Origin of the sequence: Synechococcus sp. MU1625 (assembly GCF_020514205.1) — a bacterium.
GTDB lineage: Bacteria > Cyanobacteriota > Cyanobacteriia > PCC-6307 > Cyanobiaceae > Parasynechococcus.
On record NZ_VTLA01000001.1, the window covers coordinates 56,278 to 72,564 of the forward strand.

General features: G+C 46.1%; 16 protein-coding genes. 2 read left to right on the forward strand and 14 right to left on the reverse strand.

Annotated elements, in window-relative coordinates:
- Positions 1-4: 4 nt before the first annotated feature.
- The 3 genes from FZX13_RS00350 to FZX13_RS00360 all read right to left on the reverse strand — a co-directional run bounded on the left by FZX13_RS00350 (position 5) and on the right by FZX13_RS00360 (position 2,440).
- Positions 5-1,021, reverse strand: a complete 1,017-nt coding sequence (locus tag FZX13_RS00350) for an alpha-hydroxy acid oxidase (protein ID WP_226406310.1) — start codon at positions 1,019-1,021, stop codon at positions 5-7.
- A 93-nt stretch (positions 1,022-1,114) separates the two neighbouring features.
- Positions 1,115-1,852 (reverse strand): aspartyl/asparaginyl beta-hydroxylase domain-containing protein, encoded by a 738-nt coding sequence (locus FZX13_RS00355; RefSeq protein WP_226406312.1) that lies wholly within the window; start codon positions 1,850-1,852, stop codon positions 1,115-1,117.
- Positions 1,853-2,215: 363 nt separating this feature from the next.
- The gene (locus FZX13_RS00360) at positions 2,216-2,440 is read right to left on the reverse strand and encodes a multidrug efflux SMR transporter (RefSeq protein ID WP_370630783.1); all 225 of its coding nucleotides are present in this window, start codon (positions 2,438-2,440) and stop codon (positions 2,216-2,218) included.
- A 161-nt stretch (positions 2,441-2,601) separates the two neighbouring features.
- Between FZX13_RS00360 and FZX13_RS00365 the strand changes: the two genes are divergently transcribed.
- Entirely contained in the window at positions 2,602-2,763 is a 162-nt protein-coding gene (locus FZX13_RS00365; protein ID WP_226406314.1) for a hypothetical protein, read from the forward strand.
- A gap of 601 nt (positions 2,764-3,364) precedes the next feature.
- Here FZX13_RS00365 and FZX13_RS00370 read toward each other — a convergent pair.
- The 7 genes from FZX13_RS00370 to FZX13_RS00400 all read right to left on the reverse strand — a co-directional run bounded on the left by FZX13_RS00370 (position 3,365) and on the right by FZX13_RS00400 (position 9,206).
- Entirely contained in the window at positions 3,365-3,691 is a 327-nt protein-coding gene (locus tag FZX13_RS00370; RefSeq protein ID WP_226406316.1) for a multidrug efflux SMR transporter, read from the reverse strand.
- 7 nt (positions 3,692-3,698) lie between these two features.
- Positions 3,699-5,270, reverse strand: coding sequence for a hypothetical protein (locus FZX13_RS00375; RefSeq protein WP_226406318.1), 1,572 nt, complete (start codon positions 5,268-5,270; stop codon positions 3,699-3,701).
- Positions 5,271-5,326: 56 nt separating this feature from the next.
- A complete protein-coding gene (locus tag FZX13_RS00380; protein ID WP_226406320.1) occupies positions 5,327-5,998 on the reverse strand; it encodes a Tfp pilus assembly protein FimT/FimU in 672 nt (223 codons plus the stop codon).
- Positions 5,943-6,467, reverse strand: a complete 525-nt coding sequence (locus FZX13_RS00385) for a type II secretion system protein J (protein ID WP_226406322.1) — start codon at positions 6,465-6,467, stop codon at positions 5,943-5,945. The genes FZX13_RS00380 and FZX13_RS00385 overlap by 56 nt, the downstream gene beginning before the upstream one ends.
- Positions 6,467-8,116, reverse strand: coding sequence for a hypothetical protein (locus FZX13_RS00390; RefSeq protein ID WP_226406324.1), 1,650 nt, complete (start codon positions 8,114-8,116; stop codon positions 6,467-6,469). The genes FZX13_RS00385 and FZX13_RS00390 overlap by 1 nt, the downstream gene beginning before the upstream one ends.
- A 74-nt stretch (positions 8,117-8,190) precedes the next feature.
- On the reverse strand, positions 8,191-8,712 hold the full coding sequence (locus tag FZX13_RS00395) for a type IV pilin protein (protein WP_226406326.1): 522 nt from the start codon (positions 8,710-8,712) through the stop codon (positions 8,191-8,193).
- 23 nt (positions 8,713-8,735) lie between these two features.
- Positions 8,736-9,206: a prepilin-type N-terminal cleavage/methylation domain-containing protein gene (locus FZX13_RS00400; RefSeq protein ID WP_226406327.1), complete on the reverse strand. Its 471-nt coding sequence runs from the start codon at positions 9,204-9,206 to the stop codon at positions 8,736-8,738.
- Positions 9,207-9,514: 308 nt separating this feature from the next.
- Between FZX13_RS00400 and lepA the strand changes: the two genes are divergently transcribed.
- The gene (lepA, locus tag FZX13_RS00405) at positions 9,515-11,335 is read left to right on the forward strand and encodes a translation elongation factor 4 (protein ID WP_226406328.1); all 1,821 of its coding nucleotides are present in this window, start codon (positions 9,515-9,517) and stop codon (positions 11,333-11,335) included.
- Between the two features lie 70 nt (positions 11,336-11,405).
- Here the strand turns inward: lepA and FZX13_RS00410 are convergent, their stop codons facing one another.
- The 4 genes from FZX13_RS00410 to FZX13_RS00425 form a co-directional block, all read right to left on the reverse strand.
- Complete coding sequence (locus tag FZX13_RS00410; protein ID WP_226406330.1) at positions 11,406-13,025, reverse strand: VWA domain-containing protein; 1,620 nt, start codon at positions 13,023-13,025, stop codon at positions 11,406-11,408.
- A gap of 104 nt (positions 13,026-13,129) precedes the next feature.
- Entirely contained in the window at positions 13,130-13,831 is a 702-nt protein-coding gene (locus FZX13_RS00415; RefSeq protein ID WP_370630765.1) for a type II secretion system protein, read from the reverse strand.
- Positions 13,813-14,253 (reverse strand): hypothetical protein, encoded by a 441-nt coding sequence (locus FZX13_RS00420; RefSeq protein ID WP_226406334.1) that lies wholly within the window; start codon positions 14,251-14,253, stop codon positions 13,813-13,815. Before FZX13_RS00420 ends, FZX13_RS00415 begins: the two co-directional genes overlap by 19 nt.
- A 246-nt stretch (positions 14,254-14,499) precedes the next feature.
- The gene (locus FZX13_RS00425) at positions 14,500-16,284 is read right to left on the reverse strand and encodes a hypothetical protein (protein ID WP_226406336.1); all 1,785 of its coding nucleotides are present in this window, start codon (positions 16,282-16,284) and stop codon (positions 14,500-14,502) included.
- Positions 16,285-16,287 lie beyond the last annotated feature (3 nt).

The following is a 16,287-nucleotide window of genomic DNA, read 5'->3' on the forward strand; positions in this document are numbered from 1 at the left end:
CCTTCTATACTCCCTTGACTTTCAATTTTTTTAATTCTTCTAGTGTTCCGCATCCAGCTAGTATCATTTTTTCTTTTGTATCTTCAATGAGTTCGTTTAAATATTGTTCCAGTGCCATTGCGCCTCCTTCATTCAACTTCCAAAGAACAGGCTTTCCCAAATAGATTTTTTTTGCTCCAAGAGCTATTGCCTTAATTGCATCAAGACCACATTCAATTCCGTCACCGTAATAAAGATCTATTTTATTTCCCATTCTTTTTTTTATTTCATTCAGCATTTCAAGACTGTTAACTGTATCCTCAAGTTGTCTTCCCCCATGGTTCGTTACAACAACTCCACTTACTCGTGCTCTTTTTGCTTTTTTTGCATCACTTACATCTAAAATACCTTTCAACACTACTGGTAGATTGCAATTCTTGATTAACCACTTAAGCTCGTCCCAAGTGGCAGCATCCTTTGGTAGCTGCATGTCTTTCTCATTGTATTGAGTGCCATACACACTTTTTAGAATAGTGATCAAGCTCTTCGGATGTTCCCACCCGTGCTCAATTCTTGTGGCTGGTCTTTTTCCTGCACCAACCGTCACAACAATTCCTTTTGCATGATTTTCCTCTGCTCTCCTGATGATGGCTTCGGTTACATCTCTATCATTAAATAAATAGGTTTGTTGCCAGTAGAGTTTTGTATCTAGTTCGTTGATAATGGCTTTATATTCAGCACTTGCATAGGAACTGACTACATACGGTGTTCCTGTCCGGCTAGCTGCTTGTGCTGTTTCTACCTCCCCACCTTGGCAGGCAAGCTCATGAAATGCTGTTGGGCCAATGACAAATGGGTGTCTTGCCACTCCGCTGCAATCTCTAGTCCTTGTGTCTGGGTGAGAGGTATCACTTAGTACTCTCGGTATGATTTTTATATGTGTTAGCGCCGCTTTATTCTCAGCCATCGTTCGACCTTCACCTGCAGCATTATTGATGTAACAATCGATTTCTTTGGTGTTGAACTTTTTTTTAAAATTCATCGTCTCAACTTTATCTATTCACTATATTAATTCTATTCAAGATTCTACGTTTGTTATTTAGTTTTAACTTTTGTTTTGTATTTCTTTTGTGATTCACACACATGTCGTACCCCCGCTGAGTCCGTTTGAGTTTTTGTCCCTTTTCATGCGCATTTCCACTAACAACTTATGGACTGCCCTGGTTTCTTCCTGGTTTGGCTCTGGCCTGTAGCAGTCAATGCTTACGATATAGCGAGCTTTACCTGTGTTGTTCCATACTCGGTGAGGTCGCATTGAATCAAAGATCAATGAATCTCCCTCGTTCCAAGATTTCTTGATTCCGTCCACCTCAATGCCTATATCTCCTTCAGGTACTAAGACCCCAAAGTGACATCGATACATATGAGGATCATAATTTGTGTGTAGTGGAAGTTTTCCTTTGTTGCCATCAAGTCTCCATATATAAATGTTCGTGATTTCATTTTTATTTTTTCTGAACAATTCGCTTAGTACTTTTTCGGTATACGGAATATGGGTCTTATAGTATTCCTTGACTGCTTCTAATCCCATTATTAGGTCCAACCCCTTTAGGGTTTCTCGCCCGGGAATGAATTGATGATGTCTCATGAACTCGTGCCATGATTGACCCTGCTGTGTAATTGCGAAGAGTGGGTTCCAGGTTTTATTTTTATAGAATGACGACGCACTGTTGAAGTTCTCTATCATATTAATGTTTCTTGTATTGCCATTGATCTGTTCTTCTACTTCTAAGATCTCTTTTTTTATTTTTGCGTGCTCGGGCTTTAACTCTTCCAGAAAGGGGTAGAGATTCGTTGTTTTGTAGGCTCCCACTTACTTTCTTTGCGCGAGGTTTGCTCATCCTAGTCGTGCTGGCACGCCTTGTCATTGATTTTTTTGTTGATTTTGATTCTCTGGTTTTCCTCTTGATACGAAGTCCCTTTTTTTATATCTGTCTTGGCTTTCTGATATCATGTTCGAGTTGATTTCTGTTTTCTTTTTCTTTATCTGTTTTTCTCTTGGCTTTGATGCCCCAGTTTCGTTGACGTTTACGCTGATTTCATTTTTCCACCTTCAATTTAGGTTTTCTTTGGTTTAGCCTATATGTGTCTCAACTGTCATCATGCCGTGAGTTTCTGCTTTGTTCTTGTTGTTAGCTGTTGATCTGTTCTATTTGTTTTAATCAGTCCATTAGATTCACTTAAGTCTCGCCTGCGTGATCTCCCCGATGCCGATCAACTGGCTGGGTTGCAGCATCTGACCGTAGGCAAATCGAGCTACCAGCACGATCACCATGGTGCCGAGACCGCTACAGAGGGAATAGTTGATGTCTAGAGGAATGCTAAGCACCACCTTATACAGCATTGCCATGGCGATGCCATAGGCACTGAACACCAGCAGGGTCGACAGCGGTCGGGTTATTCCCTCCTACAAGCGTAGGCAGGAGGTGCCGATCACTTCAGCGCTGAGTGCCAGTAGTAGCAGGCTTCACGGAGTGTTTATCGATTCAAGCGATGGGCGTACTGGCTCCGATAGGTGTTGCGAATGGCAAGTGGGGTATTACCGGATTCGACTAGCAGTAGTTGGATCGTTCCATTGTCCAGATAGCGGCCGTGATAGGAGCCTGTTTCGCCAACTTCCGCCAGGCCTATCTCGCAGGTTTGGGGGTGGATCACCCCAATCACGGTTATGTTGTTCACGCTGGTAGTGATGCCATCTTTGGTGTGTTCCCGATGGCTGGCTGATCTCCAGCTTCGCGATCCTTCGATGATGCCATCCGAGTCCACGGTGATGGTGAGCGTTGTGGTGCCGATGTGTTTGCCGGGCTTATTGATACCGATGTTGTCGGCGGTGTAAGAGCCGCTGAGGGATTGCAGATTTTGGGCCGTTCACACAAAGAGCCCGACAGCTTTTCCTGATCCTGTCCGCAAGCGCTAAGCGTGACCACAGTGATCACGCTGAGGTTGAGATGGGGTAGGGACAGGCGACGACGCGACTGCAACAGTTGATGCTGACGCTGAACGAGCGGAATGGTGGTACTCCTCCTTAGCTTGTGAAATCAACGCTTTAAGGACCAAAGACGGGATTCCGCCGTTGCATGAGAGGCGCTCGTCTCAAGCACCCGTAATGTCTGCGTCATTTCACACATCGACCACGGCAAGTCGAGCCTGGCCAACCGGAACATGCAGACCAGTTTCTGGACAACATTGACCTGGAGCGGGGGATCACGATCAAGCTCTAGGCCACCCGGATGAACGACACGGCGGCTGATGGCGAGGAGCACGTCCTCAACCCGACCGATACCCCGGCCCCATTAACTCCTTCTATGAGGTGGGTCCCTGATGCTTATTCCCCCAAATTCACCAAGACCACGCCAGCGGTGATCAGGCCGATGCCGATCAACTGGGTGGGCTGCAGCATCTGGCTGTAGGCGATGCGCCCCACAAGCACGATCACCACGGTGCCGATACCGCTCCAGAGGGCGTAGGTGATGCCGAGGGGAATGCTAAGCACCACCTTGGAGAGAAGGGCCATGGCGATGGCATAGGCGCTGAACACCAGCATGGTGGGCAGCGGTCGGGTCATGCCTTCCGACAAGCGCAGGCAAGAGGTGCCGATGACTTCGGCGCTGATTGCCAGCAGCAGAAGCGTCCAGGGATTGCTTTGTGGCACTAGGATTTCATTGCAGTTTTGCTGAATCTTTCAGATATTTTTTATCTATATAAATATAATCACCTCCTGTATTTGTGGCCAGGCTTTCCATCCAGCTTGACTTTATGCCGATTGCAATTGTATTGACCTTTAGAGGTTTGCTTCGTTTGTAATTAAGGTTCAGATAGTAGTTGGCTGAGCTCGAGTGGTCTGAAGATTTCCATATTCCACCGATACGATTGTGGTTAGGTTTACCATCGGATAAAAAATAGAGCGTTTCAGTTTCGAGGTCATTAAATGCCTCTTCCAATCCACCCCAGGGTTGAGTGCTTCCCCAGCTGAACACGTGGCCATCATCAAAAGTATTGACGAAAGCAATTGCCGACTTTCTCGCTCCATTTGAACCGAGCTCGACCAATCCCTTAGCTGACATCTCCCATATTTGATGGTTTTTCTTTCCCGGAGAACTAAAAGATCTGATACTAATGGCTGTATCATCAGGAAGATCGGTCAATAGTGAAATCAGTTCATGCTGCAAAGATTCCATTCTTGTCAAAGCGCATGTTCTTTTGCTCCAAAAATGCTTCTCCTTCCATGGATCCCAATACCACTTTTTAGCACCGTAACCGCTCCCCCACAAAATGCAGGCACTCATTGATCCGGAACCATCTACCAGAAAACGTATCTTGTTATTGGTTATATTCTGAAAATATAATCCATCCATTACGTTGCCAGCTTTTTTCTCGCTGTTGATGCGTTTGTCTGCCCTCGCATAGGCAACAAAGTAAAATGGATATGTTGTTATTTCTTTGTTAATTGCTTCAATCTTTAAAAAGCTGGTTTTGATGTCATCTGAGTTGTTGGTTGGATCAATAAATCGGATCAACTTTCTATGCTCATCAGTCATTAGGCGGATAGCAGGTTCACCGTAGTTTCTCTCGGGTGTTTTGTCTTGCTTAAAAGTAAATTTAATTGTCTCGCTTATTTGTTTTAGTGAAGTTGGAGTGTATTTTGCATTAATTGAGCACTCAGGCTGATCTGAATTGCATCGAATGACTCCAATATCGTCTATAACAACTGAAATATTTTGCTTCTCGGTTTCGTTGTACCGTCCATCTAGATTCATCCTGGCTCCACAACGCATGATTGAATAGCCTCGGCCAGTATTGCTGATTGAGAGGCCATAAAAAACAGGCTTATTAAGCTCTGCTATCTTTAGGCCAAAAATAGGCTTGAAAAGTGTGTTTGAGCTTTCTGTGATGTCATTACACTCTTTTGTTGATATTAAATAATCTGGATTGAAAATATCGGTGTGAGAAAGTTTTTTTTCTGGCTTAGCGCTTGAATGGACTATCAGATGAAGACTTCTCTCTATTTCTGCACGCATAAGTTTTTTCCCACTAATGGTGTTTTGTTGCAATGATGCTTTTCTATCCATCTTGCTTATCAAACTTCCTGTTGAGCGTAATGCGAGTGCTGATGCTCCGATCAAGACGACCCCGGCACTCGCTGCTACAAGCACTTCAGGTAATGTGAAACCTTGCATTCGGTTGAATGGTGAGAACTTAACCGAGGTGTTCGTGTTGTTGATGTTGATCATGATGTTGTGTATGCCTTGACAATGTGATTAAAGATTGGTTTGAAATCAGATGCAGATCATCGCCTGCGACATTGTGATTTCTCCCATGTGCCTCGGTGAAGATGTCCTGCCGTTGAAAGCTTGATACAGCGAATTGGCAGAGGACGTAGAGGGTCGTCGTATTTGGTGTTGGCTCTCACTAAGATAACCAGAGGATCAGTATCAGTACTCATGCCTGGTGGAGAAATTAAGTATTTTTCTTGAGAAAATTTTACTTCTACATCTTTTGAGCTCCTCGAAGCTTCCTGGCTGATGAGACGGTAGGGTGGGTCCCATGAACATGATGTTGCATCACAACAGTTCAGTCGTTTTTTACGTTCCTCGGAATCTAGGTGATTTAATTCAAGAACATCACTAGGTTTCGCAAAACCGCTGTTTGTATCGCCAGTACCAACAAAACTAGGATTGATGCTGATTTCGCAGCTGGCACCCTCCGCGGATTGTCTGGAACGAAGGCTGAACAGACCAGATTCAATTTGCTGACTGTACTGGTCCAGATGACTTAAGATCAGTTGTCGCCGATATTGTGGAATCACCCAACTACTACCTATTAATATTATTGAAAGGACCACAAGCAGTTCTAGAAGAGTAAATCCTCTAAATCCCAGGCGATTGGGTGGGTCTATTCCTTGTTTATAAAATACATTCATTGTAAAAGTGTGGATTGAGTTCAAGAATGCGCTTTTCATTTTTGATTGAGTTTTCAGGTGCTGAGAATGAATAAACCACAACTAAAATTCTTGGATTATTTACTTCCATATGTTTGTTGATCAAAAAATTTGCGTTATTTTCATTCATTAATGGCTTTTGGACTGAACCGACTCCATTGTTTTGGCTCAATTGCTCTTTGAGGTAATTGGCTGGATTCAGACATGCATATTTTTTCTTGTTGGTCGGTATAGAATCAAAAGTTAGCTTGGTGTCAGCTTGTTGAAGCATCTGAATATCGTTTTGGATAGCTGCTTCGATACGATCTCTCTCAACTCTATTGCGTCCACTTGTTATCGAAAGAATTGAGATCCTTGAAACAGCAACTAAAACTACAAGAAGTATGCACCCTGCCACAAGAGTTTCAACCAGAGTAAAGCCTGAAGTTATCGACATATGAGATGATTTTGGGTTTGAAACTTTTGTGGTTAAGTAGCGATATCGTTTCATTAGAATCTCTGGAATTTATCTAATCCGGTACCACGTACTCCTCGTGTTGTTTTTCGACCATATCCTGAAAATCCTTTGTCATTCCAGTTCCAGAGTTCTTGCACAGAATTCCAATTAATTCCCAAAATGTTGTTTTGATTATTATCGTTAAGTGTTAAACGATGGTTATTCGAACAAAAACTATGAGTCCAAATGATTCCATTGAAGATGGCATCGTTGGCTAGTGAAACTGTTCCATTTCGCATAAAAAGAAAAGCAGACGGGAGGCTGTTGCCGTTCAAGACCAATTGATGAGTAGTACTCTTACATTTGTTAGGCAATTGAGTTGAATCACCAATAATTATTAGTCTTTCTGGGAGATTGTTGCAGGCTTCTGAGTTTTTATCAACACCACACATGAGACCCTTTGGGCCTATTGTGATTAATCCTCCATTGTTCGAAATGTCAATCGATGTATTTTTTGTTGGATTAAGAAGATGGACAATAACAGGACGAGAGCTATTCTCGATGAGTAATTTTGATCTCCTTAGGTTAATATGATCTACGTATATATGACAATCACCTTTGCTCCCGATACATATATCTTCTTCTCTTAAATAGATTGAGGTCTTTGGCCACTTTTTGTTTTTGGGCCAAGCTGGGTTGTTTTGAATTTTTTGGGGTGCTGTGTAATTGTCGGCGTGAATGCTTCTTTGGCAGGCAATTCTTCGCTTGCAGCTGCCTTCTTGGAGAAGATTTTTGTCGTCAAATCTCCATACACGTAGATCAAGCTGTTGCTTTGGGATGTAATCTTTGGCATTTTTAACTGAGAAAATGCTGGTCGGCGGTTGTTTCTGATTACTGACTGGCCATATCCGGTGTTTTAGGTCGGATTCTTTAATTCCTTTGCCCTTTACTCGACTTAGTATGTCTTTGCTGCCACAGTCTTTTCTTATGTCTTTTCCGTCTTTTGGGTTGGTATGCCAAAGAATTAGACCCGGATTTTTTAGCTTTATTGGTCCTAGTTCGTAATACGTTGCTCCTAGTACTGCCCAATCTTCCGGACGAGTGGTATCAACCCAATTCTGGATGTAAATAGAGCGTTCTAGCGTGCTTCTTGCAAGGTACGACTTGGCGCCAGAGCCATCGCGACGAAGAATCCCTTCAATGATTAATTTGGCTTCACCACTTTCTGTTCCGCCAGAGGTGCCAGGACTGCTGTACCCCCTTAATCGGTAGAACATATTGATATTTGAAAATCCATCTTCTCGCAATCCTTCATTCCCTGAATTCAGAAGAATTTCAGTTGTCGGCCATTTTGCTTCTTTTTGTTGAAGTGGGTGTGGCGGTAGCCCAATGGATGTGTCTAAGCATAACTCAGAGAATGACGGAGCATTTTCAGTATTTAGGAGCTGCCATTTATACCCTTTTTTTGGCTCTTCAATATCTCCCTGATTATCAATGTTAAATAAAAAACCTCTACTCTTGCCAGGCTCAGCATTGTTCAATTCTCCAAGGATGCGATTTAATCCGTTATTTGCAGCTGCCTCTGCCATCTGTCGATAGCTCTCTTTTGAGCTTAATCGTTGAGTCATCAATTGACGCACTAAAAGACCGCTGATGCCTGTCAACATGACAATACCCAGCATCAGCATAAGCACAAGGGTCATTCCTCTCTCATCACAATATGAATTCTTCGAGGTTGAAATATATAATCCAATTAATCTATTGTGCTTGTCCATGTCTAAATATTTTGGCAATTAAGTTGTTCCGCTGTCACTTCGCTTTTGTGACTGCCTTTTTTAATATCCGATGCTCCAGTCTTTAAATCTAGACATGCTAAAACGTTGTAGGTTTTGGCGTCTGCGTTTAGGGGTTTGGCATGTAGAGTAAAGATATAATCCTTCTCTGTTGCTTCAACTTCATAGCAATTTAATGGATTATTAGGGTTGCAGCCAGTGCTGGCTAAGGTAATGGCAGAAAAATTGGGTTTGTTTGCAGCACCTGTTGGAGTCATTAGCGGTGAGATCGTGTTGAGGTCTTTCCAGCTTTTTGGTAAAAGTCCAACCTCCTCCACGAAAGCCGCGATCGTGGTTTGAATGTGTGAGAGTGCTGCAGTTGCTTCGTTTTGCCTGGTTTTCTGTAGTTGATGAAAGTATTGTGGGATCGATACTGATCCCAGTATCCCTATGATTGAGACTGAAATCAAAAGCTCCGTTAAAGTGAAGCCGTTTCTTGCTATCCAAAGTTGTGTTTTATATTTCATTGGCTTGGCGAGAAATTTAGCCTTTAGTATTTAATGCTTGGCTTGGAGAAGGTTCCGTCGGTGAGGTTTCCGGTAAATGTGACTACAACCCCTTTCGTGTTGTCATTTGTATCTATGCCTGTTGCGGTCACAACAAATGCTGCTTTGTCTCCGCTACATGCATAAGTAAAATTCGTATTATCCTCTTTTATATCGCCTGCATAAGCGGTGCATTTTGTGTGGGCATCTCCACTGGCAATGGATCCATTTTCCAGGTAGTAAGCAGCAGCTTGTTTCGCTATTGCAGAGGCTTGCTGAGTCCCTTCAGTTGCTGTAGCTTTTTTAGTCTGGTTAAAAAATTGTGGGAGAGCAACTGCACTTAAAATACCCACGATGATGATTACAACAAGGAGTTCAACTAAAGTGAACCCTTCGTCAATTAAGCTTGACTTTTTATCAAGACGAGATGAGAACTCTTGAATTGATTTTGCCTGAAGGGAAGTGATTGATGTCATCGGAATTTGAGTTGGATGTGCTTTGTACAAACAAATGCAAAGGCTGAATTCATGGAAAGAGCTCTTGAAGTGAGCCTGGACGAGCCTCTGCCACTCACCCTTGGTTGTTTTCCTAATAGTCATCGCAACCTTATCGGCTTTTCCCCGTGGATCAAGTGCTTTCGGCTTCCTTGCCTATCCCTTTAAGCCCTATCGCTCTAATCGTCTTCAATGAGCTCGGCAAAAAGCCCTTCAGCCCCCAGCAGTGGAGTGCCTTCTAGAATTCGGAAACGAGAATTACCAATCCTGAGGCAGGATTCCGCCGCTGCATGACCGACGCCCCCGTCTCACGGATCCGCAACTTTTGCATCATTGCTCACATCGACCACGGCAAGTCGACCCTGGCTGACCGGTTGCTGCAAGACACGGGCACCGTTGCCAACAGGGATATGCAGGAGCAGTTCCTGGACAACATGGATCTGGAACGGGAGCGGGGGATCACGATCAAGCTGCAGGCCGCCCGGATGAATTACACGGCGGCCGATGGCGAGGAGTACGTCCTCAACTTGATCGACACCCCTGGCCACGTCGACTTCTCTTATGAGGTGAGCCGCAGCCTGCAGGCCTGTGAAGGCGCGTTGTTGGTTGTGGATGCCAGCCAGGGCGTGGAGGCCCAGACCTTGGCCAACGTGTATCTGGCGCTGGACAACGATCTCGAGATCATCCCGGTGCTCAACAAGATCGATCTTCCCGGGGCCGATCCCGATCGGATCAAGGAAGAGGTGGAGGCGATCATCGGTCTCGATTGCAGCAACGCCATTTCCTGCTCGGCCAAGACCGGCCTGGGTGTGCCCGAGATCCTGCAGGCTGTGGTCGACCGGGTGCCGCCGCCGCAGGATGCGGTGGAGGAGTCCACCAAGGCGCTGATCTTCGATTCCTATTACGACCCCTATCGGGGCGTGATCGTTTATTTCCGGGTGATGAGTGGCCGGATCAACTGCAAAGACAAAGTGCTGTTGATGGCCAGCAAGAAGACCTATGAGCTCGATGAGATCGGGATCATGGCGCCCGATCAGAAGAAGGTGGATGAGCTCCACGCCGGTGAGGTGGGTTATCTGGCGGCCTCGATCAAGGCGGTGGCCGATGCCCGGGTTGGCGACACGATCACTCTCGTGAATGCGCCGGCGGATGAGGCCTTACCCGGATACATCGAGGCCAAGCCGATGGTGTTTTGCGGCTTGTTCCCCACCGAGGCCGATCAGTACCCGGACTTGCGTGATGCTCTCGACAAACTGCAGCTGTCTGATGCGGCGCTGAAGTACGAGCCGGAAACCAGCAGTGCCATGGGCTTCGGTTTCCGTTGCGGCTTCCTTGGTCTGCTGCACATGGAGATTGTGCAGGAGCGGTTGGAGCGCGAATACGACCTTGATCTGATCGTCACCGCGCCATCGGTGATTTATAAGGTGAACATGATCGATGGCTCAGAGGTGATGGTGGACAACCCCGCCACACTTCCGGATCCGCAGAAGCGTGAGTCGATCGAAGAGCCCTACGTGAAGATGGAGATCTATGCACCGAATGAATACAACGGCGCGTTGATGGGCCTCTGCCAGGAACGACGTGGCGAGTACATCGATATGAAATACATCACCACTGATCGGGTGACGTTGATCTACGAGTTGCCGCTGGCCGAAGTGGTGACCGATTTCTTTGATCAAATGAAGACGCGCACCCAGGGCTATGCCTCGATGGAATACAGCCTGATCGGTTACCGCAAGAATCAGCTGGTGCGCCTGGATGTGTTGATCAACGGTGAGCGGGCCGATGCCCTCACCACGATTGTTCATCAAGACAAGGCCTACAACGTGGGCAAGGCCCTAGTGGAGAAATTGAAGGAACTGATTCCTCGCCAGCAGTTCAAGATTCCGATTCAGGCTTCGATTGGTAGCCGAATCATTGCTTCAACCAGCATCAGTGCTATCCGCAAGGATGTGCTCGCCAAGTGCTACGGCGGTGATATCTCACGGAAGAAGAAACTGCTGAAGAAGCAGGCAAAAGGCAAGAAGCGGATGAAGGCCATGGGCAAGGTGGATGTGCCCCAGGAAGCCTTCATGGCTGTGCTGAAGCTGAATGATGGCCCTGGGAATTAGAGCTTGACCCTTCGAAGTCGAAAATAGATTGTGTTAGTTGAATTGTGGTTGTTTAGAGGAGACTTCCATCTTAAATATCGTCAACTCGTATGTATTCGCCAGAGGTTTTGCTCGATAGAAGCTGCATCCACTCTGAATTAAGGCCTACGCTTGTTGTGTTGAGCTTGATTGGTTTGTCGCCATCGCCTACCCGCGATACGTTCAGCGCCGCGTAGTGATCAGCGACTGAAACGTAATCATTGCTGCTCCATGTGGTCCCATTACGGTCTTTGTTGGGTTGTCCATCAGACAAGAAATAGATTGTGTCTGTAACCCTGTCGCTAAAGGCAGCATCCAGGGTGCTCCAGGGCATTGTTCCCCCCCAGTATTTGGGATCACTGCTGCTGAGGCTATTTACAAATCTGATGGCTGATTGTCGTGTTTCTGAATTGCTAGGACCCAGCTCGACAAGTTCATTGCGACTGTCTTCCCAGACTTTGTTATTGCGATAGCCACTTGTACTGAATGATGCAAGGCCAATTTTCGTGTAATCAGGGAGATTGCTAATGATGTCAATCATTTCATGTTGCAGTGCTTCCATACGGGTGAAGCTGCAAATTCTGGTCGTACGGAAGTAACCGCGTTCTGGATCATAGAAGCGTCGGCGCGTGTTCCCGTATTCACCGCTCCAGGCGACGCAAGCGCTCATCGAGCCTGAGCCATCGAGGATAAAACGTAAATTTCTGCTTGTAATGTTCTGGAAGAAAGCACCACCGGGGTATCCGCTTCCTTCGCCACTATCGGTCGCGTTGTAGCCAAACCGAACGCGTTTATCAGCCCGTGCAAAAGCAGAAAAGTAGAGATCCTGCTTGGTCTGAGATTTCACGCCGTTGGTGTTTTCAAGAAAGCTCGCAGAGATTTTGTAGGCATCGCTTTTGTTGTCGTCAAGTTCATATGGATCGATAAACTTCACAAGTTTTGTGTTGATGTCTGTTTGGATTCTGAGTGCTGGCTCTTGTGATACTCGTGCGGGAGACTTGCTTCCAGTGAATGCAAAGCTTGTCTGGCTTAAAATATTGCTCAGCGTTTTTCTTTCTGGGCATTGTTCGTCCTCAGCTAAATCATCTTCTTTGCATGGAATTGTGCCAATATCGTCCAGGATTCTGCTGATGAATATCTCAGATTTGACCTGTTCATTGGCCATTGAAGTATCGGTTTTGTTGTCCTCTGATGAGAGATATGTACCATCCATATTGAGTGGTGAACCGCAACGTAGCAGTGCATATCCGCGTCCATCTCTGCTTAGGCCAACTCCATAAATAACTGGATCATCCAGTTCGACCATGTTGATTCCAAAGACAGGGTTGAATCCTGCGGCTCGAGGCAACGCTTTGCAGTTGTTGATAATGTCGTTGTATTGAGTGAGATCGGTATCTTCTTCACCTTCTTGTACCTCCTCAGTGCGTGCAACCAAGATATTCATGCTCCGTTCAATCTCAGAGCGCATTAGGCGTAAGCCGTTTGTTGTGTTTTGTCTTAGTGTTGCCTTGCCATGGGATTCAGAGATCAGCGTTTGGCTTGTGCGCAGCCCAGTCGATGCGGCTCCAATAATGAGTGTTCCAGCGATGACGCCAACCAATAGTTCAGGAACTGTGAAGCCAGTTTCTTTTCTTGCTTGAGCAATACCTTGTTTCTGAGAGAGTCTAATCATCTTCTGTAACCTGATGATTGTGCGTACAATGATTCTGCTATTTTCATGGCTTTGTCAGAGAAATGGGCAGTGAGTTATTCCTGAGAATATTCTTAATCATGCTGTTATGTTGTTGTACAAGAGCCGCTGCTGATTGGTGATGTTGGATCCTCGAGTTTCCAGATTCCGTTAGAGACTTCACCTGTTCCATCAATTTGCACACAGCGGATATCGAGTTTGTTCTTGTTGGCTACGCAATCTGTGGCATCTTCTGCAGACAATGATTGCTTGTGGCAAATGAGAAATGTGATTTGTTCTGCATTCAATGTTGTGCCTGGCGGTGTGAATCCGAAATTTGTTGAGCTAACGGCGACACGCACAGCCTTTGACTCTGGCGTTGATTCGAATTGAACCATCCGGAGATTGTCTTGATCTTTACCTGTCAGCGTGCTGAGTGAATAGCCAGGTGCACCCGTGTTGCAGTCAGGGTCATTGGTGAGCTTGCTGATCTCAGAGTTACAGCACTGCATGGTTGTTGTGTTTTTACTGTTCTGTTGACTGAATTCAACGATATTGTCTGGTGTTTTAAATGAATATGCCACTGGGAATTTGATTTCACAGCTTGTTTTTTGCTTGCCAAGTTTTGCCTTCAAATCCAGCAATCCAGACTCAAGTTTCATCGCATAGCCGTTAACATCTTTTTGCCAGCGATTTCTAGTAATCGTTGGTACGGTCGCGGCTGTGGCGATCGACAGAAGTGACAGTGCAACGACCATCTCAACCAAAGTGAATCCGTTTGTTTGTCTTTTCATTGGAGGGAATAGCATTGGGATGAAAAGTTTGGATTGACTTCGATTCTTCGTTGTTCACCACCAACTGCGGTCTCAGGTGCTTCGAAGTTGTAGGTCAATACCAAGAGATATGGATCACTATTATTCCATTCCATTGCTACTTCAGGGTTTGGGGTTTTGCCTGCTACATCGGCTCTTTGAAGGTGATTCATCAGAAATGTGCTGGGGTCTTGGCAAGCCGTCTCCAGGCTTGTGTCGAGCCCCGTCTCAGATTTGATGGCATCCACTGTTAAGTAGGAATCCTGCATTTGAACCAACTGGATATGATCATTGATTGCAGCTTCAATCCTGTTGCGCGAGGATTGGTTGTGACTTGCCGCCATTGCGCTAACCCCAAAGCGGCCGACGGCTGTCATCACTGCGGCAACGATGAGACCGGCTATCAAGGTTTCGATCATGGTGAAACCAGAAGCATCGGAAGATCTTTTGGCTCTGGATCGAAGTTGAATGAATGGATGTTTCATTGAGATGACTTCGCTTCACTGATGCAGTGCATTGAATGCTTCTTCATTCCTCCGTCGTTCACTAAAAATAGTTTAAGGGCGATCGACTTGCTTAATCTGAGTCTTTTTATGGAACGGCTTTAAATGTTTTGAAGGGATGGCTGAATGTTCTCTGAGGATCTGTGTTGCATCTCTAGGCGTCTACCATCGCTCAAAGGTATCAAGGCTTGTGCCTCGAATGGCTCTGGTGACCATTCGCCCATATCCTGCATAATTAAATCGGCTCAGCCACCCCCAATTGTTGTTCGCTCGTTGAACGATGGGTGCCCCACTTTGATTGGTGTTTAATGTGAATGATGCGGGATTGTCGTTCTCGTCTAGAACGCAGATGCTGCTTGCCCATGCGAGGCCATTGAGTGTTGCATTGCTGGGCCGAATCGTGCCAGTTGGAAGATACAGCAGGGCGTAGGGGAGGTTGTCATCGGTGAAACTTAGTGATCGAACCTTTGTGTTGCAGGAGTCTTCTGGTGCAGTTCCTGTGGTTGCCATAATCACCAGTTGTTCAGGATTCTCATTGCAGGTTGAACCTCCGGGATTAACGCTGCAAATTTTTGCTGATCCTGTGAGGTTGATTGCGCGTGTGATCTTTCGATCATCGGGGTAAGCGACTGGTTGTTCCAGATGTAAGACAACTGCCCTCGCTTGTGTTGTCTCAATATGCAGTTCGGTGTTGTTCAGGTTGATATGGTCAAGATAGACATGACAGTCAAATTGATTTGATTCCTTGCAGAGTATGTCTGTTGTTAGTGTGATTATTGATGAATCGGGATTAATTTCGATTCCTTCGTTTGTTGCTGTTCGAAAATCTCCTGAATTCGTGAGGCCATAGTCCCCAGTATCGGTTTGATCAGCATCACGTACGCACACTGCCTCGCCACAGGGAAGTGCTGGATAAAGAATGGGTGTGCCATCGGCATTGAGGTCAATAGCACCGTCTGCATCTCGATCACCTGCTGCTGGTGCACTGTCGTCAAAGCTCCACATGCGAATCGTTTCTCCTCCGCTTCCATTGGTGGTGTCGTTGACGGGGTCTTTTTCGAAGAGGTTGGCCGGCGGCATACCGCTCACGCCACGTCTTTGGGTGTCGATATTGATCGGCCATACCTGGTTGTCCAGGCCTTTCCCTGCTAAGGCGTCGTTGCTGGATCCCACATCTGCCAGGAGTGATGAATCGCTGCAGCCACTTGCATATTGGGATGCCAGGTAATTGCCTGGAGTGTTCGTGAGATAGAAGATATTGCCTGGGCCATTGATCTCCGTATCGTTCAAGCGGAGATTGTGGCCGCTCATCACACTCCAGTCTCCAGCGCCAGCAACTTTGGAGCTCACATAAAGCGATCGTCGTAACAATGCTCTTGCCATGACCGTGTCTCCGCGGCTGACTATCCCTTCGATGTAAAACGTTCCTTCTCCATTGCCTGCTGCAGCTGTTGTGTTGTAGCTCCGCAGTCTGTAGTCCACTTGTACATCCTTGTTCCCTCCATCGTTGCGAACATTGCCGCTGCTAATGGTTATGTTTGGAGCTTCTGCTTCTGTTTGCGCTGGGTATGCTTTGCTGTAGTTGTTGACTGGTGTGCAGAGCTCAACCAGTTCAAAATCCGCTGAATTGGGTGATGCCCAACCCCATTCTCCTTCACTGTTGTTGAGCGACAGCAGAAAGCCTGTGTAGTTGTTGCGGTCATCTCGGTTGATGTCGCTGATGATTCGGTTCAGGCCATTCAGTGCTGCAGATTCAGCCATCTGTTGATAGCTCTCGGATGCACCAAGCTTGCGTGTCATGATCTGGCGCACCATCAAGCTTGTGCTTCCCGCCACCAGCACCGTTCCCATCAACAAGGCAATGACCATGGCCATTCCTTCCTCGTCTTTCGAGACTGTTCGTTGCTTTGATGTGTTGGCTTTGTTGGGAAAGGTTTGGTTGGTCATGGC

What these genes read in the sequence shown, in the direction of transcription:
- FZX13_RS00350 (WP_226406310.1), bottom strand. Translation starts at nt 1,021, where the DNA reads ATGAATTTTAAAAAAAAGTTCAACACCAAAGAAATCGATTGTTACATC.
- FZX13_RS00375 (WP_226406318.1), bottom strand. Translation starts at nt 5,270, where the DNA reads ATGATCAACATCAACAACACGAACACCTCGGTTAAGTTCTCACCATTC.
- FZX13_RS00380 (WP_226406320.1), bottom strand. Translation starts at nt 5,998, where the DNA reads ATGAAAAGCGCATTCTTGAACTCAATCCACACTTTTACAATGAATGTA.
- FZX13_RS00385 (WP_226406322.1), bottom strand. Translation starts at nt 6,467, where the DNA reads ATGAAACGATATCGCTACTTAACCACAAAAGTTTCAAACCCAAAATCA.
- FZX13_RS00390 (WP_226406324.1), bottom strand. Translation starts at nt 8,116, where the DNA reads ATGACCCTTGTGCTTATGCTGATGCTGGGTATTGTCATGTTGACAGGC.
- FZX13_RS00395 (WP_226406326.1), bottom strand. Translation starts at nt 8,712, where the DNA reads ATGAAATATAAAACACAACTTTGGATAGCAAGAAACGGCTTCACTTTA.
- FZX13_RS00400 (WP_226406327.1), bottom strand. Translation starts at nt 9,206, where the DNA reads ATGACATCAATCACTTCCCTTCAGGCAAAATCAATTCAAGAGTTCTCA.
- lepA (WP_226406328.1), top strand. Translation starts at nt 9,515, where the DNA reads ATGACCGACGCCCCCGTCTCACGGATCCGCAACTTTTGCATCATTGCT.
- FZX13_RS00410 (WP_226406330.1), bottom strand. Translation starts at nt 13,025, where the DNA reads ATGATTAGACTCTCTCAGAAACAAGGTATTGCTCAAGCAAGAAAAGAA.
- FZX13_RS00415 (WP_370630765.1), bottom strand. Translation starts at nt 13,831, where the DNA reads ATGCTATTCCCTCCAATGAAAAGACAAACAAACGGATTCACTTTGGTT.
- FZX13_RS00420 (WP_226406334.1), bottom strand. Translation starts at nt 14,253, where the DNA reads ATGATCGAAACCTTGATAGCCGGTCTCATCGTTGCCGCAGTGATGACA.
- FZX13_RS00425 (WP_226406336.1), bottom strand. Translation starts at nt 16,284, where the DNA reads ATGACCAACCAAACCTTTCCCAACAAAGCCAACACATCAAAGCAACGA.